This window comes from Peribacillus sp. TH16, from assembly GCF_016651095.1.
Taxonomy (GTDB): domain Bacteria; phylum Bacillota; class Bacilli; order Bacillales; family DSM-1321; genus Peribacillus; species Peribacillus butanolivorans.
In genome coordinates, this window is record NZ_JAEKEM010000002.1 from 1,494,372 (window position 1) to 1,510,957 (window position 16,586).

The window sequence follows — 16,586 nt, forward strand, 5'->3', positions numbered from 1 at the left end:
TCTTGAACTATCACAAAACCACCCCTTTTCATAGGTTTGACTTTCTATATCTTATCTCTATCTATTAATACCCTTATTTATTCTATTTAAAAACCCTTGCGGCCTGAACTGCCTTTTTCCAGCCATTATATAAATCCTTTCGTACCGCTTCTTCCATGTCAGGCTCAAATGTTTTATCGACGGCCCATTGCTTAGAAATCTCCTCTTGACTGCCCCAATAACCGACCGCGAGTCCAGCTAAGTACGCTGCCCCTAACGCTGTTGTCTCACTAATGACCGGTCTTTCGACAGGTACATTTAAGAGTCCGCTTTGAAATCCCATCAAGAAGTCGTTTTTGACAACACCGCCATCAACCCTCAATGCCTTTAAGTTAATCCCTGAATCGACCTCCATGGCGCTAAGGACATCTTTTGTCTGGTAGGCTAATGCTTCCAATGTTGCCCGGACGAAATGCTCCTTCGAAGTCCCCCTTGTTAACCCGAAAACCGCTCCTCGGACATCACTATCCCAATAAGGAGTACCAAGTCCAACAAACGCAGGGACTACATAGACCCCATCCGCTGAGGTAACCCGCTTTGCATACATTTCACTATCTTTCGATTCTTGCAAGATCTCCAATCCGTCCCTAAGCCACTGTATTGCTGAACCTGCGACAAAAATACTGCCTTCTAATGCATACTCGACTTTCCCGTTAAGGCCCCATGCAATCGTAGTCAACAGACCATGTTCAGATTTCACTGCCTGTTCTCCTGTATTCATCAGCATAAAGCACCCGGTGCCGTATGTATTCTTAGCCATTCCTTTTTCAAAGCATTCTTGGCCGAACAATGCGGCCTGCTGATCTCCTGCTGCTCCAGCAATCGGAATTTCATGTCCAAAGAAATGATGTGTGATAGTTTTCGCATAGACCTCTGAAGAAGGCCGAACTTCCGGCAGCATTGAATGAGGCACCTGTAAAATTTCGAGAATCTCTTCGTCCCACTTCAAATCATGAATGTTATACATCAGCGTTCTCGAAGCATTCGAATAATCGGTTACATGGGCTTTGCCACCTGAAAGCTTCCATATCAGCCACGTATCAATCGTGCCAAACAATAAGTCCCCGGCTTCTGCCTTTTCCCGAGCACCGTCTACATGATCGAGAATCCATTTCACCTTTGTCCCGGAAAAATAAGCATCAATCAACAAACCCGTTTTCTGTAAAAATAAATCACTGTGACCATCCTTCTTCAATTGCTCGCAGATTTCGTTGGTCTGTCGGGATTGCCAAACGATTGCATGATAAATAGGCAGTCCTGTTTCCTTATCCCAAACCACCGTCGTTTCCCGTTGATTCGTTATACCGATTCCCGCAATCTGTTCCGGCTTTACATTCATTTCCGATAGACAGGAAGCGATGACTGATAAAATAGAACCCCAAATTTCATTGGCATTATGCTCTACCCATCCAGGATTCGGGAAATATTGGGTGAATTCCTTTTGGGCAATATGCAAAACTTCACCTTTTTTATTAAATAAAATGGCCCGAGAGCTTGTTGTTCCTTGGTCCAATGATAATATATACGTCTCCATCGTTGTCTCCTCCTACACAAAAAGATCTATTTCATCTTCAGTGTCATGCTGTTTTAATATTTTCATTTTACTCGATATATCCCTGAAAATAAAAGATATAGAAAAGTCCCAGCTATAGATTGAAAAATATTGGCAGATTTATAGAATATCTTTTACAATAAAAATAGTTAAGATTGGAGGAATAGTAAATGAACAATCATGAAATAGACTTCAAATTACATGGTGATGATATGCAGTTTGTAGAAGTGGAATTAGATCCTCAAGAAACAGTAATCGCCGAAGCAGGAAGTTTGATGATGATGGAAGATCAAATCAAGATGGAAACTATCTTTGGTGATGGGTCATCAAGCAGTGATAGCGGAATGATGGGGAAGCTTTTTGGTGCTGGTAAAAGACTTCTTACCGGAGAAAGTCTTTTCATGACCGCTTTTACAAACGAAGGTTATGATAAAAAACGCGTTTCCTTTGCTTCACCGTATCCAGGTAAAATCATTCCCATGGATTTGAGTGAGCTCGGCGGAAAAATCATTTGTCAAAAGGATGCTTTCTTAGCAGCAGCCAAAGGTGTATCTGTCGGAATTGAGTTTCAAAGAAAAATAGGAACAGGCTTTTTTGGCGGTGAAGGCTTCATCATGCAAAAACTTGAAGGCGACGGAATGACCTTCGTTCATGCTGGTGGCACGATCCATAAAAAGGAATTGGCTGCAGGTGAGGTTTTACGTGTTGATACAGGCTGTTTAGTGGCTATGACTAGCGGCGTGGATTATAATATCGAGTTCGTAAAAGGCGTAAAAACGGCTTTATTTGGAGGCGAAGGTTTATTTTTCGCAACTCTAAAAGGACCAGGGACCGTCTGGGTACAATCATTGCCGTTCAGCCGTCTTGCCAGCCGTGTATTTGCTGCTATGCCGCAAAATGGCGGATCTTCTGACGAAGGCAGTATAGCGAAAGGTTTATTCAATTTATTCAACGATAAATAAGAACTGGACCTATGGCTGCCACTTTGACAGTCATAGGTCAGTCTTTGAAAAGGATGGATAGCTAGATGTAACTTGTTAAGTGGGTCTACATAAGAAGCTATAATATCAAAGCAATTTTCAATTAATTTCCGAACTCTCCTGTTATTTTCCGAAAAATAAGAGATTACTATTTTTTTTATACCATTCAATGGACAGCCACAGATTACCTTGTTGGCACTAAAGAGCTTGAAGAAATGAAACAGCTTCTCAACCGGGAGCTCGGAACTGAACTGCAATATCTCTATCGAAGAAAATAGGGTTATTCCTCGTATATCATTTTTCTTGTCATCCCGCCATCGACAATAAGGTTAACACCGGTAACGAAATCATTTTCTGATGCTGTCAAATAGAGACAGGCCCTTCCAATATCTTCTGGTTTGCCAACACGATTGGAAAAATGCTGTTTATGATCCTTATCACTTAGCGCTTCATAATCCCCCGTTTCAATCCACCCCGGTGAAATCGAATTAACCGTAATATTCTCTTTGCTGAACGAAGCAGCGAGTGCATGAGTTAGAGCAACGATTCCACCTTTTGTTGCGGCATAGGATTCCGAATCCGGCTCTGACATAATTGCTCTTGTTGATGCCAAATTGATGATTGCCCCTCCCATTTCATTATCTCGCATATATGTTGCTGCCGCCCGGGAACAAAGAAAAACACTTCGCAAATTCGTATTCATCATATCGTCCCATTCCTCAATCGTCAGATCATATAGAGATTTGAATAAAGCTTTCCCTGCATTATTAATTAATATATCAACTGTCTCGTATGTTTTTCGAGTAACGTCCATCAAATGAAGGATGTCAGCCTCCTTCCGAACATCCGTTTTTACGAATAACGCTTCATACCCTTTCTTTTTGAGTTCCTCTACAAACCGTACACCCTCCTGCTCGTCCAAATCTGCCAGAACGACCGAAGCACCATTTTCTGCGTATTCTTTCGCGACGCCTTTTCCTATTCCATTAGAAGCACCTGTTATAATCACTGTTTTTTTGGTAAAACTCATTATATTTCCCTCTCTTTCGCTACAAACTTTTTTCCTATCATAATATCCAAACAGCTTCTCTTCAAACACATCGCTAAAATATTTGTCATATCTTTTACTATATTATCAACAATCAACAATCAATAAGACCCATTATATTTTAGTAGTAGTCCTTAATGATGTATGATAATAGAAACATCATGGTTTAACTAGGGTGAAGAGCACCCACTATTATCTTTCTTACAGTGTAAAAAATCTTATATTGGAGGAATGTAAAAATGGACTTATTAAAAAATGTGTTTTCCTTAGGCTTAGGTGCTGCCGCCGCTACAAAAGAACAAATTGAAAAAGCAGTTGACTCTCTTGTGAAAAAAGGGGATATCAGTAAAGAAGACTCTAAAGTTCTTATGAAACAATGGGTTGAAAAAGGTGAACAAGCCCAAAAACAACTGGATGAGTCCGTCAAAGCTAAGGTCAATCAAGCACTTAATGGTTTGAATCTGGCAACCAAAGAAGAAGTTCGGGAATTAGAACGTCGGATAGTAATTTTAGAGCAAAAAAACCAAAACATACAACCGTGATCTGGAGGAACTTGAATGTTTGGCAAGCGACTGAAACACGCACAACGTTACCAGGAGATCATTAATGCCTTTTTGAAAAATGGCTTTGGTTATTTCATATACCGTTTGGGATTATCTGAAAGTAAATCCGCTTCGAAGCTACAACCCGATGAAAACCTGAACCTTCGTTCAATTGGGGAGCGGTTGCATACGATTTTACAAAGCTTGGGTCCTACATTCATAAAGCTTGGTCAGATTGCAAGTACAAGGCGTGATTTCGTTCCGGAAGAAATTGTCCGTGAACTTGAAAAATTGCAGGACCAAGTCACACCTTTTCCATTTGATAAGGTAAGAAAGATTGTTGAAGATGAATTGGGTGATTCTTTAGAGAACCTTTTTCTCGAATTTCATGAACTCCCTCTTGCAACTGCTTCGATTGGGCAGGTTCATGTTGCACAGCTTCCATCACAGGAAGTGGTAGCAATCAAAGTTCAGCGGCCTGATATTCTGCCGACAGTGGAAACGGATTTGGAAATTCTCGATGATTTAGCAAGACTGATGGAAGCACGCATTTCTTGGGGGAGACGATACCAAATCAGAAAAATGATTGATGAATTCGCTAAATCACTGCGGGCAGAACTCGATTATAACTCCGAGGGGCGAAACGGGGAAAAAATAGCCAAACAATTCATGAATAATCAAGGGATTAAGATACCAAGGATTCATTGGGAATTTTCAACAAAAAGAGTCTTAACCATGGACTTTATTCAAGGCATTAAGATCAATCATTATAAGCAGCTTGATGATGAAGGCTATGATCGTCGAAAAATAGCGGAAAGATTAGCGAATTCCATGCTTCAACAAATTTTAATTGATGGTTTTTATCACGGCGATCCTCATCCTGGCAATATCGTCATATTGCCGGGGAATATCGTCGCACTCATGGATTTCGGTATGGTAGGGCGTTTGGAGGATGAGATGAAATTTCAGTTCGCATCACTTGTCATCAATCTAAAACGGGGAAGTACCAATGGACTGATTAAGACACTCTCCGATATGGGCCTTCTTACAGACGAAACCGATATGATTGCGTTAAGATATGATATTGATGAATTGCGAATTAAATATTATGACATCCCATTGAGTCAGATTAGCTTAGGCGGAGCGGTCAATGACCTGTTTACAGTTGCTAATCAGCACCATGTCCAAATCCCTCCCGAATTCACGATGCTAGGTAAGGCTCTGCTTACCATGGAAGCCATTATCGAGGAATTAGATCCTCATTTCAGTATTATGAAGGCTGCTGAACCTTTTGGAGAGAGGTTGTTAAAAGAACGCTATAATCCAAAGAACATCGCCAAGAACACTTGGAATCAATTTGTCGAGACTGCAGAAGCCATGGCCGAACTTCCGAAGGATATTAGAGAAGTAACCGGTATTATTAAAAAAGGAAAATTGCGATTAGATATCAATATCCCCGAGCTTCAGGTATTTTTACATAAACTTGATCAAATCTCGAACCGGTTGTCTTTCAGTATTATCTTGCTCGCCTTTAGCATAATCATGGTCGGCCTCATTATCGGCTCAGCAATAGGAGGGGAAACTCTTCTTCTTTGGAAAATACCAGTTATTGAAATCGGGTTTGTCGTTGCAACCCTGATGTTCTTACTAATGCTCTATACTATTTTTAGATCAGGGAAAATGTAGACTCACGAAAAAAGAGAAAATCCCATTAGTAAGGATTTTCTCTTTTTCATGAATTCATTCATTGGTTATGTGTGCGACGATCATATGAAACGGCATATACTCTATGGCGAAAATGTAAGATCGGATCTTCCGAGCACTCAATTCCAGCGGTGATATTAGTTGGATCAAACAGTAAATTATCTGCAAGAGAATCCAATTTTTTTGTAATGGATAAATGCCCGACCGTGATTACCTGTTTATCTTCCGACCAAACTACGGTTGGATCATCAGTTGGATCATTTTCTCCTCCTAATTGGATGTTCAATTTAAAGCCTATTGGACCTTGTTGGAGCCTCTCTTCCATATCTCCATTCAAATAATCTGACGAAAGCATGGCTACTTCCTTTTTTGCCAGCATACTCAGACCGGCATCTGGTTCCCACTGATACTTGATGGCCTGACGTCTTCCATCCGCGTTAATGAAATAGAATGCATGAATAGAATAGTACTGACACGTTGAAAAACTGGCAGGTGACCGCATTTCTTTTAGCATTTGAAGACTCGCTTTGCATTCTGGGTATTTTATAAATATTGTTGCAAGCTCTTTTAGGTTTGGAAAACCATCTTTTGCAGATTTGAAAAAGTCGACAATATCAACAAACGCTTCCGGTGTTTTCGCAAAAAATAGCGGAATGGTCACAGTGATAAGATCTGTCACCTCTCCGTCCGGCAATTGAAACTTGACAGCCATTCCCTTTACAGGTGAAAGAGCATCAGGATGACTGGGGATTGGGGAGCTGTTTGAAAAACGAATAGTTACCGGCACTGCTTCATTCTGAAGGTGCGCTGCCACCGTTATTGGAGCCGCTTTTCCGTTAGGGGTAAAAACCCCCTCATAGCCATTCCCCTTTGCATGCGCGCGCCGATACCCAGGAAATGTTCCTGCTACATTTTCAATAACATCTACCGCCCTACTGCCTAGCTCGGATTTCAGTTTTTTATTTTCCTCCATAACGACACCCCATCTTTTGTAATACAAATAATTGTTCATTTGTATTACCTCTACCCATTATTCTATTTGCTTATACTATTTAAACTGGCTATAGGACATTCCGCTTAAATCCTTCTTTCACTACACAGCGATTTAATGAACAATAAAACGCCTGGAATAAAATCCAAGCGTTAAATATTATTTTCAATTTACAGTTATAGAAGTTTCTCAATATCATTGATAATAAGGTCCCTCACCTTTAAATTGCCCTAAAGAAACTTCCCAATCATTAATACGCTCTTGCTGAAAAATCATAAATGCTCACTTTTAACTAAATATATATAAATCAAAATGGATTTCTGCTTGAATTAAACTAGCAAAATCTATAATGTTTTTCTGTAAATACATTGCGGGTTTTTCGTTATTTTCCACTCGAATTACAATCATAAAAAGAAACGCTAAACCATATTTCTCTTTGAGTTGGTCTTCTTCTTGAACCAACGCCACTCGTTAGCTTAATAAGCTAGATAAAAAAATTAAAGCATAAACGCTACCCAAAAGTTTTCTTTTGGACAACATCATCTAGATATAATTCGTTAATTTAATGTTAACTGACTTTCTCAATACCCATACCCATGCCGGGTAACCAAATCCTCAAAATCCCATTCCAGGACCAAATCCCATGCCGGGGCCGAATCCCATTCCAGGGCCAAATCCCGTTCCAGGGCCGAATCCCATTCCAGGGCCGAATCCCATTCCAGGGCCCATTCCCATTCCAGGGCCCATTCCCATTCCAGGGCCGAATCCCATTCCAGGGCCCATTCCCATTCCAGGGCCCATTCCCATTCCAAGGCCCATTCCCATTCCAGGGCCCATCCCCATTCCAGGGCCCATTCCCATTCCAGGGCCCATTCCCATTCCCATTCCCATGCCGGGGCCAAATCCTCCAAATATAATTCTTTCATCATTTTCTATTTGTTGAGGTTGATTCCATTGGTATTGTAATTCTGTGTACAACATAATTCCTCCTCTATTTTATAAACACAATAATAAATAATATGTTAGGCTTCGTGTGAATTCTTGGGTATTTAACTAGATCCAGAAATAAACTCCGCAACGGCAATAAAACCACGCTGAAACAGCTTTGATAATGCCGGATCAACTTCTCTCCTGCCATGTTAGTGGAACAAGGGCGTTTTTGAGGATATTATTGAAAGTATGATTTTAGATATTATCGTACATTTAAACCCTTGATTTCATTGAATTTTTTCATTTTTTCTCATTATACGTAAAGTCGTCTCCTACATTGTACGTGGATTGAGTGCGATGGTATGTGATGGTCAATATCTTTGTGGAGATAGGTGCACTGATTGGAGTATGTGACCATATCATATCTTAACCCTTGTCCATACCTCCTATGATAAGTAGTCTTGCTGTATGCCGTATGCCGTTACGCGTAGTGCAGTTGTGCAGGCCCTAGGGTGGGTCATATGAAGGTGCGAGTATTAGGAGGTACGGAAAAGGGTATTTTATTTACGTCCTATATATGGTCCTTCTATCTTGTCCTATAGCCCATAAAGAAAAGAACTAAAAAAGACCCTATAAAAGGGTATTCTTCTTGTTTTCCCGTCTAATTAATAGGTATATCATTACTCCGTAAAAAGTTAGGATACCAATTACCTTTATTGACGTTACCACCATAGCACAAGCAATAGCTAAGCACATTTGCAATAAAACCACTTCGATAAAAAAAAACCTAAGTTTTGTCTTTCAAGAAAAAGTGACTCACAGTTTATATGCCGTGCGGCTTACATTCAATAAGAGGTACCCCCAACATTTTATCCAATAAACTTGTGTCATTTTCCTTATTAGAGCATAAGTTGATATAACCCATTTAATTAATTTCCTCCTTAAAAACAAATAAGGAGATGTCTGTATGTCAGGTTGTGAATCAAGGTGTGACGACGGTTTTGGATTTGGTGGAGGTTTCGCCTTTATAGTCGTTTTGTTTATACTTTTAATCATTGTTGGAGCTAGCTTTGTTGGTGGATACGGCGGCGGTGGCTATGGTTACGGGGGCGGTTACGGAGGTTGCTGCTAAAATAGTATGAAAAAAGCCGACCTTTATTGGTTGGTTTCTTCAATTAATCTGCCCTGATAGTTGCATAAAGAAAAGCTGCCTTAAAGACAGCTCTGATCTTCAGCTAACGCAACTGTTAGTTGATTAAGATTCTATGTTATAAATTTGTTTATTAACATTCACCCTGAAAAGTGTAAGGTGACGAGGATTTTAGTAATCTTTCTACTCCTTCTCTATGGTATGGCATTAAGTTATTAGCAGTATTTATGTCCACCCATTTAATCTCAGCAATTTCATTCTTGTCTTCAATTGTAATTTCTCCGTCAATAACTTTTGTTCCAAATGTAATCATTAAACCGTGATGTCCCTGCTTTGAAAAAAATACCTCATTAACCGCAATAATACTTCCTACTTCAATTACTAAACCTGTTTCTTCTCTTGTTTCCCGAATAACAGCTTGTTCTAAGGTTTCTCCTATTTCAACTGCCCCACCCGGTAGTGACCAAGTTGAATGCTGATTATTAACCATTAATACTTTTTCTGTTATTTCGTCATAAATTAACGCATATACAACATCTACTCTCTTCACACCATACCACCTCTTAATTTTCTAATATATATTTTAACACTTTGCTTCAATACACTGCTTTATTGAACAAACCTGCCCCGATAGTTGCATAAAGAAAAAGCTGCCTTTTAAAGACAGCTCCGATCCTAAGCTAAAGCACCCGTTAGCTGAATAAAAAACACTTTATTTAACTAAACTCAAGTTCATTATTTTTGATATTTTGTATTTTGCATTGCCCACAAAACCCAAAAAAACATAATTAAATTAATAAAAAATAAATTCAATGTAATTCTTTCATGAAAAACAATTGAAATAACATCATTAACAATTAAACTAACTAAAGTTAATAAAACACCTAGTAACAATGCATGTACAGATAGTTTTAATATCTTCACTTCTGAAAAGTTTGGTAAATTTAATATTTTATCTCACTCCTTAAACAGCATCGTAAGCATATATAATTACCAATAGCACCGATTTTCAGCTAAAGCACCCGTTAGTTCAACAAGAAGACATCCTTTATTTGAATATCTCGTCTATTTCATTTCTGTCGTAATCTAATATCCAATCGTTGTATTTGTCATAAACCTCTCTTATTGTTTCAGACGTGGTTGCCAATAAATCACAACCCCTGTCATCATAAACGTGAAATATAGTTTTCCTGTTGATGTTTATAAAATAGACGCTATTATAAATACTTGGTCTTATACCCATATCCTGATTGCAGATTGCTTTTAACATTGGAATGTATTTGAAGTCAGAAGTTTTACATTTTAAAGTAAATCTATGAGTTTTATATTTTCCTTCTTCATCATCGTCAGGAAAAATATAACGAATTGTTTTTTGGTTTAACCCATATAGGACCGATTTCTCTTTAATATAACGCGAAAAAGTTTTTGATTTATGTTTAAAACCATCTGCATAATCGTTTACGTCAACTACGATATAAATATCATCGTTATGAGAATGCAAGAACTTAAATAAAGTGATAGCCCTTTTATATACTCGTTGTAGATATGGGCTATTTTCATAAGCATATTCACTATCATAGTCCACACCTAACTCAAAACGGATACCGATTTTCCAACTATAAAACAAGGGTGGTCTAAGTTCTAAGTTTGGGAAATTCTCATTCACAAAGTCGTTTAAAAGCATTTTTGCACCTCGTTAATTTCCTTCATTATACCATTCCTTAATGAACTACCCTGCCCCGTTAGTGCCATAAGAAAAAGGCTGCCTCAGCAACCTTCCTTATTGAAATAAAGCACCTGTTAGTTCTATAAGAAAAGCGAACCTTATTCAAGAATCGCGCCCGTTTGTTGAATAAGTGACAATTACTATCGAGTATTACCTATATTGTATTTTATCTTTGGAATGAGCAATATTATTAATTCCCATTCAAATGATAGATTAGTTGCACAACGCCAGAGGAGAACGTTCTTGTATTAACCATTTTTAAATTCAACCTCTGTTTTATATCAATAAACAACGGTTTTCCTTCTCCCAAAATAACAGGGTGAACAGATAATCTAAATTCATCAACAAGCCCTAAATTGATAAAAGTTGTAATAAGACTTGCTCCACCATATAACCAGATGTCTTTACCAGGCTTATTCTTTAATTTATTTACTTCTTTAAGAATATTATCATTTATGAATATTGCTTTATTATCAGTCCCTTTTTGCGTTCTGGAAAACACATATTTTTCCTTACTATGAACTAATTACCAAATTTATTTTTCAGTATCAATATCTTCAATTTCTGGAGTAAATTGTCCCCATAAATCGTAGCTTTTTCTTCCATATAAAATAGTATCAATTTGATTTAAGAAATTAATAAACCCCATCTCAGAGTCCATGATGCACCAATCAACTTCCCCATTTTCCCCTTCAATAAAACCATCTAAAGTAATTGCTAAATCTAAAATTATTCTTCTTGGTCTTACGTTATTGGACATAATTTCTTCCTCCCTTTAATCATTTAGATATTGTTTCTCCCGCCAAGTTTTTTTATATTTTCATTATTTACAGCATTTATTTCTGAATAAAGTTACTGATGTTATTAAACTGCCTTAACTTAATAACAATCATCTCAAATTGCCATTATTTCCACAATTAGTTATTCAAGAATATGGACCAATTGTTGAACAAATCAATATGCACTCTTGAACTATCCTGCCCCGTTTGTTCAATAAGAAAAGCGATCCTTATTAAAGAATCGCTCTTCGTTAGTTTAATTGAACTTATTCACAATATTACATATCTATTGGAGAATTACAACAATGTCATTTATCTTTAAACCTTAAACATGTGTAACCCCGTCCTAAAATTAGGACAGGGTTAACATAAAGTTGTTTAATTATTGTTAAAAACACTTCACCCAACTTAAAACATAACAATAAAGCCGTTTAGAACTAGGTTACATCTACTACATAAAGTTACTTCTGCAATATCTGAATAAGGTTGCCGCATGTATCGTCGAAGACAGCTATTGTGACTTCGCCCATTTTTGTCGGCTCCATAGTAAACTTCACGCCGTTTTCCAATAATCGTTTGTACTCTTTATGAATATCTGCAACGCCAAACATTGTTGCTGGGATGCCTTCGGCAAATATCTTCTTTTGATACTCCTTTGCGGCAGGATGCTCATCCGGTTCGAGTAAAAGCTCGGTACCGTCATGATCATCGGGAGAAACAAGCGTAATCCACCTGAATTTTCCCATGGGAACGTCATGCTTTTTTACAAATCCCAGCTTTTCTGAATAAAATTCCAGTGCCCTGCCTTGGTCTTGTACGAATATACTGGTAACAATGATTTTCATAAAGTTTTGCCTCCTTTGATATTTACCACGTTAGTGCTCTGCAAATAATGGCTCCAAGCAGAAAAACCCCTACATTCGTCAGAAGTTTTTAAAATAACTTACTCTATCCATCCTTTTAGCAAATTTTTAAGTGGTTCGTTGTTAAATATAACTACTCGATATTTTCCCTCTCTTTTTGATTTTACGAGCCCTGCATCTTCCAGTACAGAAAGATGTTTAGCTATCGCCTGTCGCGTAATGGAAAGGTCGTGCTTCGTAATAAGACGTACCGTAAGTTCATACAACGTCTGCTCGTTACGTTCAGAAAGTTCGTCTAATATTAGCCGTCGAGTCGAGTCTCCAAGTGCTTTGAATATAGCGTCTTTGTCCCAATTCATATATCGAGTATAAGCAACTCTACGGTTGCTTGTCAAATATAAGCAACTGTATGGTTGCATGATAGTAGTTTGAACCATTATAGAAAAAGAAATTATTAGCACTTTTCTTCTTCAACTAACCTGACCCGTTTGTTCCATAAGAAAAGGAGCTGCTTTTCAGCTCCTGGTATTGAAGTAAAGCACCTGTTAGATGAATAAGGAAAAAGAGATTTACCTAGAATTGAAGTACAGTGTCTAATCAAATTATTTTTCTAATGCCATATTAACAGATTCAATAGCATGTATTTCTGTTGTATCAAATAATGGCACTTCTGAATCCTCAGGTTTTACTAATAATCCAATTTCTGTGCAACCTAATATTATTCCTTCAGCTCCATCATCAACTAAACTCTTGATAGCCTTTTTGTAATAATCCCTTGATGATTGTTGAATTTTCCCTAAACATAACTCTTCATAAATTACTTTATTTATAACTTTTCTATCCTCATCATTTGGTATCAAAACCTTAATACCATTAAACTCTATTCGTGTTTTATAAAAGTCTTGCTCCATCGTATATTTAGTACCAAGTAAACCAACCGTACTTATTTCGGACTTTTGAATTTGATTTGCTGTTGAATCAGCAATGTGTAAAATAGGTATGCTAACTTTTTCTTCAATATATCTAATCACTTTATGCATCGTATTTGTACAAATTACAATAATTTCTGCACCAGCCTTTTCCAAAGACTGAGCAACATCCCCTAATAGTTTACCAGAACTTTCCCAATCGCCTTCAGCTTGATAGCGTTCGATCTCTTCAAAATCTACGCTATATAAAATGCACTTGGCTGAATGCAATCCTCCCAATTTGGTTTTCACTTCTTCGTTAATAATACGATAATATTCTAACGATGACTCCCAACTCATTCCACCAATAAGACCAATAGTTTTCATAAATATTCCCCTTCCATTTGAAATATACTAAAAATTTTATATAAATTTAATAGACATAGTAAAATATCTTTCTTATTAATTAAACCTGCCCCGTTAGTTCCGTAAGAAAAAGGTTGCCGCAGCAACCTCCCTTATTGAAGTAAAGCACCTGTTAGCTTAACAAGGTATGTATAGATTATTTTTCAACTTTAATGTATGTTCATTCGAATATAGGACGCATAAAGCTTCTCTCATAACTTAAAATACATTTAGTCTCTTCTGCAAAATTATATGCTTCTTGACATTCTGCATCCAATGCCATTTTTACTCGGTACTCTTCATATGCTGCTAAACTTGGGAAAGTGAATAATGCATAAGCAATATTATTAGCACCCTCATGTGGAAGAAAATAACCCTGATGTGTACCGCCAAATTTATTAACTAATCGAATCCACATCTTACCGTATTCCTCGAACTCATTTAATTTATATGGGTCAATAACATATTTCAAATAGCATGTAACCATTTTACCCCCCCTAAAAAAAGCCATTTTTTCCATCATAACATATAATTCGACTAACCTGCCCCTATAGTTGCATAAGAAAAGGAGCTGCTGATCAGCTCCTGATAATGAAGTAAAGCACCCTTTAGTTGAAGATGATTATTATCGGTAATTATTGTGAACAGGTTTAAACAATTCTTCATTAGTATTTCTAACAAGTGAAAAATTGTCTACATTATAGTGACCGTGAAGGGTTTCATTGTGATGAAGGATTATTTGTTTTGCAGATAAGTTTTTGGAATCAGAAGTAGAATGTCCATCACCAACTAATGTTACATCAAAATGATTGATTGTTGCTGTTCTGACAGCTGTATCAATACAATGTTCCGTCTTACATCCCATTATTACAATATGGTCTACATTGTTTTTACTTAAATGTTCGTGTAATGGAGTGCCATAAAACGAATTTGTGGCAGCTTTATCAAATATAATAGCAGTTGATGGTACTCTAATATCCCTGTGTATCTGGAATCCAGGTCCTTCTCCATTTGAAACATCTAAATCTCTTATAAAAACAACGGAGATACTTTCATTTATCGCTTTTTCAATTACAGTATTAATGTTATTAACGATTTTTTCTTTCTCAAAGACTCCTTGTTCTTCTTTATTACCTTCTATTAATTCCTGTTGAGCATCGATTATCAGTAATGTTTGTTTCAATATTTTTCCCCCTAAAGTTATTAGCAGTTAGTTTTTTCCTGTTTTTTATTAAATATCAGATAGTATTTAAGCACTTCTTACTAAGCTCTTTATATTTTCGTCAAAAGATTTACTAATACCTTCTTGAACTATCCTGCCCTGTTAGTTGCATAAAGAAAAAGCTGCCTTAAGACAGCTCCGATCTTCAGCTAACGCACCCGTTAGTTCAACAAAAGCCTGCCCTTAAATCCACTCTTTTCCATGCTCTCGAATGAATTTAATATCGTTTTGATAATGTTCAAGATGCCCTTCATCTATCATCTTTTGAAAAGCAATGTCACCTTCACTGGCTTTTCTTGTAATTGTTTTACATAACCCTTCTAATCGTAGCAATACCATTTCCAAATAATCTTCTTCTATTCCCTCACCGTAAGATTCAAAAAACATTCTAACTCTTTGTTTTATACGGTTAGCATGCTGTAATAAATTATAATAAACTTTCTCACCTGTTTCAGAAAGATAAAATCTACTTAAGGGGACGCAATTATAAAGAGTATAAGCTATGTCCCAAAGTCTTGGACCAGGTCCAGCAACATCAAAATCAATAATACCTATTGGTCTTTTATGATTAAAAATAATGTTGTATATTGCAAAATCATTATGGCATAGTACCTCAAATTGTTGGGGGGTGTTATCTATCGATTGCCAGCTATCATCAAATGAAAAATCACTGACAGAATCATGATAAAGACGGAGCATTTTCGCTATTTCTATTAATACATCCTCAGACCACATGTATTCTTTTAAAGGATAATTACCAGCTTCTCCTTCAATATATGATAATATCTCTCTTCCTTTTTCATCAATACCTAACAACTTTGGTGCATAACTGAAACCTTTGTTCTCCAAATGCTTTAATAGCTTATGAATTTTGGGACTATCTGTCTTTAATTCTCGTCGCACAGTATTTCCCGAACGATAAACATTAGAAACATTCCCTCCTGTTAGCATTTCTTCGTTTTCATGGTTTGACATCTATATATTCCTCCCTGATATGACTTTCTATAACCCGTAAAACAATTCCTGTTTATTCAATTAACCTGCCCCTTTAGTTGCATAAAGAAAAAGCTGCCTTAAAGACAGCTCCCGATCTTCAGCTAACGCACCTGTTAGTTCAACAAATAAATTTAAAATGAAAGTTAGTTTTTAAGTTTATTCAAGTCAAATCTTGCTATTTCTTGATTTCCTATTGTTACAACTAAAAAAGCATTAAATGCACACTCTTTAAGTTCATCTAATTTTTCTTTTGAAGGTACAAGTAGTGGAACCTGGGAATTTTCTTCGCTTACACCTAAATCGTAGTTAAAAGTATACTTACCCTTTTCGTCAGACTTAAGAACTGATAGAAAAGATTGACCGAACCCTACACCACTCTCGTTATAATCTTCAGGATTATAAATATTGAAGCCTATTACATCTTCTGACACCGATTTTAATTTGTCTTTGGGCTCAATCTTAAGTTCAATTCCTTTATCAGCTTCTCCAATACTACCTACTGTTTTATTACCTGTATTTTTAATGGTAAATTCATAAAATAAAGCTGTCGGTATCAGCTCATCCCCCTTTCTTTCTCCTTCAGTTATCCCAATTGAACCAACTAAACTTTTATCTTTAACAATATCAACATTCGCATCTACTAGTTCCAGAGAAGGATTTGATGAACAAGCTGATAAAAAGAATAAAACAAAAAATAGGCTAATAAAAAGAAACCATTTCCTCAAGTAATCACCTCCAACCTCACACCACA

The 16,586-nt window shown here is 37.0% G+C and carries 16 protein-coding genes and 3 pseudogenes; 4 read left to right on the forward strand and 15 right to left on the reverse strand.

All coding sequences use genetic code 11. The annotated features are described in order from the left end of the window. Positions 1-82 precede the first annotated feature (82 nt). Complete coding sequence (gene glpK, locus JFV29_RS07205; RefSeq protein WP_201182069.1) at positions 83-1,573, reverse strand: glycerol kinase GlpK; 1,491 nt, start codon at positions 1,571-1,573, stop codon at positions 83-85. A gap of 188 nt (positions 1,574-1,761) precedes the next feature. On the opposite strand from glpK, the gene JFV29_RS07210 reads away from it, so the two are divergent. Further along, positions 1,762-2,553 (forward strand): TIGR00266 family protein, encoded by a 792-nt coding sequence (locus JFV29_RS07210; protein ID WP_053344859.1) that lies wholly within the window; start codon positions 1,762-1,764, stop codon positions 2,551-2,553. A 298-nt stretch (positions 2,554-2,851) separates the two neighbouring features. Here JFV29_RS07210 and JFV29_RS07215 read toward each other — a convergent pair whose 3' ends face one another. Then, entirely contained in the window at positions 2,852-3,601 is a 750-nt protein-coding gene (locus JFV29_RS07215; RefSeq protein ID WP_201182071.1) for a glucose 1-dehydrogenase, read from the reverse strand. A 257-nt stretch (positions 3,602-3,858) separates the two neighbouring features. On the opposite strand from JFV29_RS07215, the gene JFV29_RS07220 reads away from it, so the two are divergent. Continuing rightward, the gene (locus JFV29_RS07220; RefSeq protein WP_201182073.1) at positions 3,859-4,161 is read left to right on the forward strand and encodes a phasin family protein; all 303 of its coding nucleotides are present in this window, start codon (positions 3,859-3,861) and stop codon (positions 4,159-4,161) included. Between the two features lie 15 nt (positions 4,162-4,176). Beyond that, positions 4,177-5,847 (forward strand): ABC1 kinase family protein, encoded by a 1,671-nt coding sequence (locus JFV29_RS07225; RefSeq protein ID WP_201182076.1) that lies wholly within the window; start codon positions 4,177-4,179, stop codon positions 5,845-5,847. A gap of 58 nt (positions 5,848-5,905) precedes the next feature. Here the strand turns inward: JFV29_RS07225 and JFV29_RS07230 are convergent, their stop codons facing one another. The 3 genes and pseudogenes from JFV29_RS07230 to JFV29_RS07240 all read right to left on the reverse strand — a co-directional run bounded on the left by JFV29_RS07230 (position 5,906) and on the right by JFV29_RS07240 (position 7,834). Next, positions 5,906-6,838, reverse strand: coding sequence for a catalase family peroxidase (locus tag JFV29_RS07230; protein ID WP_201182078.1), 933 nt, complete (start codon positions 6,836-6,838; stop codon positions 5,906-5,908). A 306-nt stretch (positions 6,839-7,144) separates the two neighbouring features. After that, positions 7,145-7,297 (reverse strand): annotated as a pseudogene (locus JFV29_RS07235) (DUF4279 domain-containing protein); the annotation flags it as partial. Positions 7,298-7,471: 174 nt separating this feature from the next. Continuing rightward, positions 7,472-7,834, reverse strand: a complete 363-nt coding sequence (locus JFV29_RS07240; protein WP_201182080.1) for a hypothetical protein — start codon at positions 7,832-7,834, stop codon at positions 7,472-7,474. A 919-nt stretch (positions 7,835-8,753) separates the two neighbouring features. On the opposite strand from JFV29_RS07240, the pseudogene JFV29_RS07245 reads away from it, so the two are divergent. Beyond that, positions 8,754-8,870, forward strand: a pseudogene (locus JFV29_RS07245) (YjcZ family sporulation protein); the annotation flags it as partial. Positions 8,871-9,069: 199 nt separating this feature from the next. On the opposite strand, the gene JFV29_RS07250 reads toward JFV29_RS07245, so the two are convergent. The 10 genes and pseudogenes from JFV29_RS07250 to JFV29_RS07295 all read right to left on the reverse strand — a co-directional run bounded on the left by JFV29_RS07250 (position 9,070) and on the right by JFV29_RS07295 (position 16,560). Continuing rightward, on the reverse strand, positions 9,070-9,486 hold the full coding sequence (locus JFV29_RS07250) for an NUDIX domain-containing protein (RefSeq protein WP_201182082.1): 417 nt from the start codon (positions 9,484-9,486) through the stop codon (positions 9,070-9,072). Positions 9,487-9,984: 498 nt separating this feature from the next. Continuing rightward, positions 9,985-10,620 carry a DUF3885 domain-containing protein gene (locus tag JFV29_RS07255; protein WP_201182084.1) on the reverse strand — a complete coding sequence of 212 codons (636 nt, stop codon included), beginning with the start codon at positions 10,618-10,620 and terminating at the stop codon, positions 9,985-9,987. Positions 10,621-10,852: 232 nt separating this feature from the next. After that, positions 10,853-11,422 (reverse strand): annotated as a pseudogene (locus JFV29_RS07260) (dihydrofolate reductase family protein). 480 nt (positions 11,423-11,902) lie between these two features. Then, positions 11,903-12,286, reverse strand: coding sequence for a VOC family protein (locus JFV29_RS07265; protein WP_201182086.1), 384 nt, complete (start codon positions 12,284-12,286; stop codon positions 11,903-11,905). A 98-nt stretch (positions 12,287-12,384) separates the two neighbouring features. Next, complete coding sequence (locus JFV29_RS07270; protein ID WP_201183430.1) at positions 12,385-12,663, reverse strand: ArsR/SmtB family transcription factor; 279 nt, start codon at positions 12,661-12,663, stop codon at positions 12,385-12,387. A gap of 243 nt (positions 12,664-12,906) precedes the next feature. Next, positions 12,907-13,599 (reverse strand): aspartate/glutamate racemase family protein, encoded by a 693-nt coding sequence (locus JFV29_RS07275; RefSeq protein WP_201182088.1) that lies wholly within the window; start codon positions 13,597-13,599, stop codon positions 12,907-12,909. Between the two features lie 199 nt (positions 13,600-13,798). Continuing rightward, positions 13,799-14,104 (reverse strand): NIPSNAP family protein, encoded by a 306-nt coding sequence (locus tag JFV29_RS07280; RefSeq protein ID WP_201182090.1) that lies wholly within the window; start codon positions 14,102-14,104, stop codon positions 13,799-13,801. Between the two features lie 138 nt (positions 14,105-14,242). Further along, on the reverse strand, positions 14,243-14,800 hold the full coding sequence (locus tag JFV29_RS07285; protein WP_201182092.1) for a cysteine hydrolase family protein: 558 nt from the start codon (positions 14,798-14,800) through the stop codon (positions 14,243-14,245). A 222-nt stretch (positions 14,801-15,022) separates the two neighbouring features. Further along, a complete protein-coding gene (locus JFV29_RS07290; protein WP_201182093.1) occupies positions 15,023-15,814 on the reverse strand; it encodes a phosphotransferase in 792 nt (263 codons plus the stop codon). 164 nt (positions 15,815-15,978) lie between these two features. After that, positions 15,979-16,560 (reverse strand): hypothetical protein, encoded by a 582-nt coding sequence (locus tag JFV29_RS07295; protein WP_201182096.1) that lies wholly within the window; start codon positions 16,558-16,560, stop codon positions 15,979-15,981. Positions 16,561-16,586: the final 26 nt, after the last annotated feature.